The 8,005-nt window shown below is 33.8% G+C and carries 7 protein-coding genes; 6 read left to right on the top strand and 1 reads right to left on the bottom strand.

Features of this window, described 5'->3' with window-relative positions:
• The first annotated feature begins 31 nt into the window (after nt 1-31).
• The 5 genes from B4I81_RS00155 to B4I81_RS00140 all read left to right on the top strand — a co-directional run bounded on the left by B4I81_RS00155 (nt 32) and on the right by B4I81_RS00140 (nt 5,127).
• The gene (locus B4I81_RS00155; RefSeq protein ID WP_291106156.1) at nt 32-2,584 is read left to right on the top strand and encodes an ATP-dependent Clp protease ATP-binding subunit; all 2,553 of its coding nucleotides are present in this window, start codon (nt 32-34) and stop codon (nt 2,582-2,584) included.
• 78 nt (nt 2,585-2,662) lie between these two features.
• Nucleotides 2,663-4,030 (top strand): 30S ribosomal protein S6--L-glutamate ligase, encoded by a 1,368-nt coding sequence (gene rimK / locus B4I81_RS00150; protein ID WP_291106154.1) that lies wholly within the window; start codon nt 2,663-2,665, stop codon nt 4,028-4,030.
• Nucleotide 4,031: 1 nt separating this feature from the next.
• Nucleotides 4,032-4,214 (top strand): GldL-related protein, encoded by a 183-nt coding sequence (locus B4I81_RS11845; protein WP_414655065.1) that lies wholly within the window; start codon nt 4,032-4,034, stop codon nt 4,212-4,214.
• Nucleotides 4,211-4,726 (top strand): DUF421 domain-containing protein, encoded by a 516-nt coding sequence (locus B4I81_RS00145; protein ID WP_291106152.1) that lies wholly within the window; start codon nt 4,211-4,213, stop codon nt 4,724-4,726. The genes B4I81_RS11845 and B4I81_RS00145 overlap by 4 nt, the downstream gene beginning before the upstream one ends.
• Before the next feature lie 38 nt (nt 4,727-4,764).
• Nucleotides 4,765-5,127, top strand: a complete 363-nt coding sequence (locus B4I81_RS00140) for a DUF1304 domain-containing protein (RefSeq protein WP_291106150.1) — start codon at nt 4,765-4,767, stop codon at nt 5,125-5,127.
• A 46-nt stretch (nt 5,128-5,173) separates the two neighbouring features.
• Here B4I81_RS00140 and hutH read toward each other — a convergent pair whose 3' ends face one another.
• Nucleotides 5,174-6,676, bottom strand: coding sequence for a histidine ammonia-lyase (hutH, locus tag B4I81_RS00135; RefSeq protein WP_291106148.1), 1,503 nt, complete (start codon nt 6,674-6,676; stop codon nt 5,174-5,176).
• Nucleotides 6,677-6,841: 165 nt separating this feature from the next.
• Here hutH and gcvT point away from each other — a divergent pair, with 165 nt between their 5' ends.
• Nucleotides 6,842-7,924 carry a glycine cleavage system aminomethyltransferase GcvT gene (gene gcvT, locus B4I81_RS00130; RefSeq protein WP_291106146.1) on the top strand — a complete coding sequence of 361 codons (1,083 nt, stop codon included), beginning with the start codon at nt 6,842-6,844 and terminating at the stop codon, nt 7,922-7,924.
• The last annotated feature ends 81 nt before the right edge of the window (nt 7,925-8,005 follow it).

Here is an 8,005-nt window from a genome sequence, read left to right as displayed (position 1 = left end):
TTGTAATTTTACAATCATTACTATAATTATTATGGACGATAATTTTTCACCAAGAGTTAAAGATGTAATTACCTACAGTAAAGAAGAAGCTTTACGTTTAGGTCATGACTTTATTGGTACTGAACATTTAATGCTCGGGATACTAAGAGACGGTAATGGTAAAGCAATAAATATTTTAAACAACTTAGGAATAGATTTATCTCATCTAAGAAAAAAAGTTGAAATTCTGAGCCCTGCCAACCCTAATGGAATTCAAAATTTAGAAAAACAAAATTTACATCTTACTAGACAAGCCGAAAGAGCTTTGAAAACCACATTTTTAGAAGCTAAATTATTCAATAATTCTGAGATTAGCACAGCACATCTTTTGTTGTGTATTTTAAGAAATGAAAATGACCCTACAACAAAATTATTGAATAAAATTAAAATAGATTACGAAACCGTTAAAGAGCAATATACAGCCATGATGACAAACGAAGACGATTATTTAGAAAATTTACCGAAAGCAGAATCGTTCAACGATGATAACGGAAATGATGAAGGTATGAAAGACAGTGGCTTTAGTAACACTCCTCCTTCTGGAAGCAAAACAAACAAAAAGTCTAAAACTCCTGTTTTAGATAACTTTGGTCGTGATTTAACTGAAATGGCTGAAGAAGGAAAATTAGATCCAGTTGTTGGACGCGAAAAAGAAATTGAACGTGTTTCGCAAATCTTAAGCCGAAGAAAGAAAAACAACCCTCTTTTAATTGGAGAACCCGGAGTTGGAAAGTCAGCTATTGCCGAAGGTTTAGCTTTACGAATTATCAAGAAAAAAGTATCTCGAAATTTATTCAATAAACGTGTCGTTACACTTGATTTAGCAAGTTTAGTAGCAGGTACAAAATACCGTGGACAATTCGAAGAGCGAATGAAAGCCGTAATGAATGAATTAGAGAAAAACGACGATATCATCTTATTCATTGACGAAATTCACACTATTGTTGGTGCAGGTGGTGCAACAGGCTCATTAGATGCTTCTAACATGTTTAAACCAGCATTAGCTAGAGGTGAAATTCAATGTGTTGGAGCAACAACTTTAGATGAATACCGTCAATATATTGAGAAAGATGGCGCATTAGAAAGACGTTTCCAAAAAGTAATTGTAGAACCAACATCTGTTGAAGAAACGATTACGATTTTGAATAATATCAAACCTAAATACGAAGATCATCACAACGTAATTTACACGCCTGAAGCTATTGAAGCTTGTGTGAAATTAACTAATCGATATATGACTGATCGATTCCTTCCAGATAAAGCTATTGACGCTTTAGATGAAGCGGGTTCTCGTGTTCATATCATCAATATTGATGTTCCAAAGCAAATTTTGGAATTAGAAAAGAAATTAGAAGAAGTTCGCGAACTTAAAAACACAGTTGTAAAAAAACAGAAATACGAAGAAGCAGCTAAACTTCGCGATGATGAAAAACGCATCGAAAAAGATTTGGCAATCGCGCAAGAACAATGGGAAGAAGATTCCAAAAACAACAAAGTAACCGTTACAGAAGATAACGTTGCGGATGTAGTTTCTATGATGACTGGAATCCCAGTAAATCGTATTGCTCAAACCGAAAGTAATAAATTAGCTCACTTACCTGAACTAATTAAAGGTAAAGTAATTGGACAAGACGAAGCGGTATTAAAAATCGCAAAATCTATCCAAAGAAATCGTGCCGGATTAAAAGATCCAAACAAGCCAATTGGTTCGTTTATTTTCTTAGGTCAAACCGGAGTTGGTAAAACACAATTAGCAAAAGTTATTGCAAAAGAATTATTCGATTCAGAAGATGCACTAGTTCGTATCGACATGAGTGAATACATGGAAAAATTTGCGATTTCTCGTTTAGTTGGAGCGCCTCCAGGATACGTTGGATACGAAGAAGGTGGACAATTAACTGAAAAAGTAAGAAGAAAACCTTATTGTGTGGTGCTTTTAGACGAAATCGAAAAAGCACATCCTGATGTTTTCAATATGATGCTACAAGTTTTAGATGACGGACATTTAACCGATAGTTTAGGTCGTAAAATCGATTTTAGAAATACGATTATCATCATGACTTCAAACGTTGGTGCTCGCCAATTAAAAGATTTTGGAACTGGAGTTGGATTTGGCACGGCTTCTAAACAAGCACAAACCGAAGAACATTCTAAAGGAATTATCGAAAATGCCTTGAAAAAAGCATTTGCTCCAGAATTCTTGAATCGTATTGATGATGTAATAGTATTCAATGCACTAGAAAAACATGATATTGATAAAATTATTAATATCGAAATGGATAAATTGTATTTAAGAGTTAAAGATTTAGGCTACACGCTTGTTCTTTCTGAAAAAGCAAAAGATTTCATTGCCGATAAAGGTTTCGATAAGCAATTTGGTGCCCGACCTTTAAAAAGAGCCATTCAAAAATATGTGGAAGATGCTCTTGCTGAGGAAATCATCACACATAAAATTCATGAAGGCGACCAGATTTTCATGGATTTAGATGAAAGTAGTCAAGAACTCAAAATAGAAATTAAAAAACTAGAAGAACCAAGCTCTTAAGCTTGGTTTTTTTTTATTTGCAGAAATGATAATTGTATTAAAAAAAATACTACATTAGTTCTAAATTACAATTCATTTATGCAAGACAAAGTTATCGTAGGAAGTGAAGAATGGTGCTCCTTCCCTGCTCTAGGTATTCCAACTATCAAAGCTCGTGTTGACTCGGGTGCAAAAACATCAGCATTGCACGCCATCAATATTGTTACATTTGAAAAAGACAGCGAGAGTTGGGTTAAATTCGATATCAATCCTATACAAAATAATGCAAAAGCAGTTATTCACTGTGAAGCCCCTTTAATTGACAAAAGAGTAGTTAAAAGTTCCAGTGGTTTCAGAGAACAGCGCTATGTAATTAAAACCAAACTTGAAATTGGTGGCAAAACTTGGGAAATTGAGGTTACTTTAACTAATCGCGATTCAATGGGTTTCCGGATGTTATTAGGTCGTGAAGCGATGTCAGGACGTGTTTTAGTCGATCCTGAAAAACGCTATTTATTAGGGCAACCTACAACCGAAAAACTTAAAGAATATTATTACGCTGCAACAGAAAACAAAAAAGGATTAAAAATTGGTTTATTAGCTAGTAATCCTGAATTATACAGCAACAAACGTATTTTAGAAGCAGGTGAATTAAGAGGTCATGAAATGCATTTCTTAAATTTGAAGTACTGCTACATGAAATTAGATGCTACAAAACCTGAAATCCATTATCGTGGTGGAAAAGTATTGAATGATTTTGATGCCGTAATTCCAAGAATTCGTCCTAGCATGACGTATTATGGTTGCGCTTTGACACGTCAATTTGAAGCTTTAAAAGTATTTGCTTTAAACAATGCTTCTGCTATTACGCAATCGAGAGATAAATTATTTTCATTACAATTATTATTAAACAATGGAGTTGACATTCCTACTACTGGATTTGCCAACTCTCCTTTAGATACTGACGATTTAATTAAAATGGTTGGAGGTTCGCCTTTGATTGTAAAATTATTAGAAGGAACACAAGGAAAAGGTGTCGTTTTGGCAGAAACTAAAAAAGCAGCTGAATCCGTAATTAATGCTTTCAAGAGTTTAAATGCTAATATTTTAGTTCAGGAATTCATAAAAGAAGCCAATGGTAAAGATTTGAGACTCTTTGTTGTAGACGGAAAAGTTGTAGCAGCCATGCAACGTGAAGCCGCTCCTGGAGAATTCAGAGCTAATATTCACATGGGAGGAACGGCCTCAGTTGTAAAAATTACTTCTGATGAAAAGAGAATTGCTATTAAAGCCGCTAAAGCTATGAATTTAAAAGTAGCAGGAGTGGATATTATTCGTTCGTCTAAAGGTCCTTTGTTGCTAGAAGTTAATTCTTCTCCCGGATTAGAAGGAATTGAAGGCGCAACTCAAAAAGACATCGCTGGAGAGATGATTAAAGCCATTGAGAAAAACTTTAAGTGGAAATAATATGAAAAAGCAATATTCAGTTCCATTAGTTTTATTTCTGTTAGGAATGGCAATAACAATAATTGGCTCTCTGTTTAAACTCATGCATTGGCCTGGTGCAAACATCATGTTAACAATTGGAATGTTCGCCGAAGCAACTGCTTTAATAAGTCTCATTGTTATAGTTTTTAAAAGAATTAAATGAATCCGTATATCGACATCACATTAAGAAGTGTAGCTGTTTATTTTTTTATGATAATTGCTTTGCGAATATTTGGAAAAAAAGAACTTTCACAACTTAATACAGCTGATGTTATTCTGATTTTATTGATTAGTAATTCCGTCCAAAATGCAATGGTTGGAGCTGATACTTCGTTGTATGGAGGAATTATAGCTGCTTTTTCACTTTTTTTAATCAATTCTATTTTTAAGAAAGTAATGTTGAAATCGAAATTTATTAAAGCATTAGTGCAAGACAAACCAGAAATTTTAATTCATAACGGAAAAACTGAATTCAAAACCCTAGCGCGATTAGGAATTACATCAGAAGAACTTGAAGAAGCCATGCGTGAACACGGAATTGAATATTACAAAGACGTAAAATTAGCCATGTTTGAAATCGATGGAAATATCAGTATTATATCAGGAAATGAAAATCTAAAACAAACCCATCACAAAAGGAAAATTCATAAAACATTAGGTAAACTAAACAATTAATAAAAAATTTATTATATAGTTTAATCAATAAAAAAATTATGCACATCATCAGTAAAATTCTAATTGTAATCATAGCTTTATTTCACCTGTATTTTCTATGGCTTGAAATGTTTGCTTGGACAACTAGTGCCAAAAAAGTATTCCGAACCATCCCAGAAGATTTATTTGAAAAAACAAAAGTTTTAGCCGCTAATCAAGGTTTGTATAACGGATTTTTATCTGCAGGATTACTATGGTCTTTGGCTATTTCGGATGAAAATTGGAGCCAAAATATTGCTCTTTTTTTTCTTTGTTGTGTGAGTGTTGCTGGAATTTTTGGAGCATATTCTGCTTCTAAGAAAATATTTTATGTGCAAGCGTTACCAGCTATTATTGCGATTATAACCATCGTATTTTTATAAAAGAAAAGCTCAAGAAACCTTGAGCTTTTTAATAATATAGTTTCAATTAGTCTTCCATTTCAATTTGAAAACTATTCAAAAACGAAACTGATTTTTCAATATCGTAATGCAGAATTCGATCTTCTGAAACAAACGATACTTCTTCTCTGTACGATTTTACAAAACTTTCAATAAATTCACTTGATTTTAACGGTCTTCTGAATTCTAAAGCTTGCGAACCGTTTAATAATTCGATAGCCAAAATACGTTCTACGTTTTCAACAATACGTAAGGTTTTAGTTGCAGCGTTTGCTCCCATACTCACGTGATCTTCTTGTCCGTTTGAAGAAACAATACTATCAATACTTGATGGCGTTGCTAATTGTTTGTTTTGGCTAGCAATACTTGCCGCTGTGTATTGAGGAATCATAAAACCTGAATTCAACCCTGGGTCGTTTACTAAAAACGCTGGTAAATTTCTCAATCCAGAAATCAATTGATAGGTTCTCCTTTCCGAAATACTTCCTAATTCTGATAATGCTATTCCTAAGAAATCTAAAGCTAAAGCTAAAGGTTGTCCGTGGAAATTTCCACCAGAAATAATTAAATCTTCTCCCACGAAAATATTTGGATTGTCAGTAACCGAATTGATTTCAGTACGGAACACTTTTTTCACATAATCAATCGTATCTTTCGAAGCGCCATGCACTTGTGGAATACATCTAAAAGAATATGGGTCTTGAACATGTACTTTTGGTTGCGCAATGATTTCGCTATCTTCAAGTAAATCGCGCATTCTTTCAGCTGTTTGTACTTGACCTTTATGAGGACGAACTAAGTGAATCAAATCCGTAAATGGTTCAATTCTCCCATCAAAACCTTCTAATGAAACTGCTCCGATTACATCTGCTAAATACGAAATTTTCTCTGCTTTAATCAAACAGAAAACGCCATAAGCACTCATGAATTGCGTTCCGTTCAATAATGCTAATCCTTCTTTTGATTGTAAAACGATTGGTTCCCAACCAAATTTTGCTAATACTTTTGAAGCTGGCTGTCTGAAACCATCAACATAAACTTCACCTTCTCCTAATAAGGGTAAAGACAAATGCGCTAAAGGAGCTAAATCGCCCGAAGCGCCCAACGAACCTTGTGTATAAATTACAGGTAAAACATCATTATTATAAAAATCAATCAAACGCTGCACCGTTACCAACTGAACACCTGAATGTCCGTAGCTTAACGATTGGATTTTCAATAACAACATGATTTTTACAATTTCATGAGGTACTTCCTCCCCTGTTCCGCAAGCGTGCGATTTTACTAAGTTTTCTTGTAGTTTTGATAAATTTTCATTCGAAATTTTCACATTACACAACGAACCAAATCCGGTGTTAATTCCGTAAATTGGATCAGAGTTTGATTTCATTTTATCGTCTAAGTATTTTCTACATTTCTCAATGTTTACGACAGCTTCCTCTGATAATGCCAACTGTTTTCCTTGAAAAACAATCTCGTTAATCATGTCAATCGACAATAAATCTGAACTTATATAATGTGTAGTTTCCATTTGGTTAATTTTAAAAGTCCAAAATTCCGCAAACAATTGTTAAAATGCAAGATTTATCAGCATTATTAACAAAAAATAAATAGTTCTCAAATTTTAAGGCAAATCTGGGTGCATTTTTAAGAATTTTCAATAAATTAGCGCATTCAAAAAATACAACATCAAATCATGAAAAATACAGCGTTAACGCACATTCACGAAAGTTTAGGAGCTAAAATGGTTCCGTTTGCAGGATACAATATGCCGGTACAATATGAAGGAGTAAATGTAGAACACGAAACCGTTAGAAATGGCGTTGGTGTTTTTGACGTTTCTCACATGGGAGAATTTTTCTTAAAAGGAGAAAATGCGTTGGCTTTAATTCAGAAAGTAACTTCAAATGACGCTTCTAAATTAGTTGATGGAAAAGCACAATATTCTTGTTTACCAAATAACGAAGGTGGAATTGTTGACGATTTAATCGTTTATAAAGTTGCCGATAATCACTATATGTTGGTGGTAAATGCTTCAAACATTGAAAAAGATTGGAATTGGATTGCTGAGCACAATGATTTAGGGGTAGACATGCAAAATTTATCTGACGAGTATTCATTATTAGCAATTCAAGGACCAAAAGCTGCTGAAGCTATGCAATCTTTAACCTCAATTGATTTATCAAATATGGGCTATTATACGTTCCAAATTGGTGATTTTGCAGGAAAAAGCGATGTAATTGTTTCGGCTACTGGTTATACTGGTTCTGGAGGATTTGAAGTGTATTTTAAAAACGAAGACGCAGAGTACATTTGGAACAAAGTTTTTGAAGCAGGAGCAGCATTCGGAATCAAACCTATCGGATTAGCAGCACGTGATACATTACGTTTAGAAATGGGATTCTGTTTATACGGAAACGACATTAACGATACTACTTCTCCGTTAGAAGCAGGTTTAGGATGGATAACCAAATTCGACAAAGAATTCACAAATTCTGAAAACTTGAAAAAACAAAAAGAAGCAGGTGTTGCTCGTAAATTAGTTGGTTTCGAAATGGTAGAAAGAGGAATTCCTCGTCACGATTACGAAATTGCTGATGCTAATGGAAATATTGTGGGAGTTGTTACTTCTGGAACACAATCACCTTCTATGGGAATTGCTATTGGAATGGGATATGTTCCAACGGCTTTAGCTACACCAGATTCTGAAATTTATATTAGAATTAGAAATAAAGATATTAAAGCGAAAGTGGTTAAAATGCCATTTTACAAGAAATAGTCAAGAGCAAGGACAAGTTCAAGAACAATGACAAATTTGAAAATTGAACTTGAATTTGAACTTGAATTTTAAACATATAAG

The sequence above is a fragment of the Flavobacterium sp. UBA6195 genome, from assembly GCF_002422095.1.
Lineage (GTDB): Bacteria > Bacteroidota > Bacteroidia > Flavobacteriales > Flavobacteriaceae > Flavobacterium.
This window is presented reverse-complemented; position numbering and strand designations above follow the sequence as displayed.

What these genes read in the sequence shown, in the direction of transcription:
- B4I81_RS00155 (WP_291106156.1), top strand. Translation starts at nt 32, where the DNA reads ATGGACGATAATTTTTCACCAAGAGTTAAAGATGTAATTACCTACAGT.
- rimK (WP_291106154.1), top strand. Translation starts at nt 2,663, where the DNA reads ATGCAAGACAAAGTTATCGTAGGAAGTGAAGAATGGTGCTCCTTCCCT.
- B4I81_RS11845 (WP_414655065.1), top strand. Translation starts at nt 4,032, where the DNA reads ATGAAAAAGCAATATTCAGTTCCATTAGTTTTATTTCTGTTAGGAATG.
- B4I81_RS00145 (WP_291106152.1), top strand. Translation starts at nt 4,211, where the DNA reads ATGAATCCGTATATCGACATCACATTAAGAAGTGTAGCTGTTTATTTT.
- B4I81_RS00140 (WP_291106150.1), top strand. Translation starts at nt 4,765, where the DNA reads ATGCACATCATCAGTAAAATTCTAATTGTAATCATAGCTTTATTTCAC.
- hutH (WP_291106148.1), bottom strand. Translation starts at nt 6,676, where the DNA reads ATGGAAACTACACATTATATAAGTTCAGATTTATTGTCGATTGACATG.
- gcvT (WP_291106146.1), top strand. Translation starts at nt 6,842, where the DNA reads ATGAAAAATACAGCGTTAACGCACATTCACGAAAGTTTAGGAGCTAAA.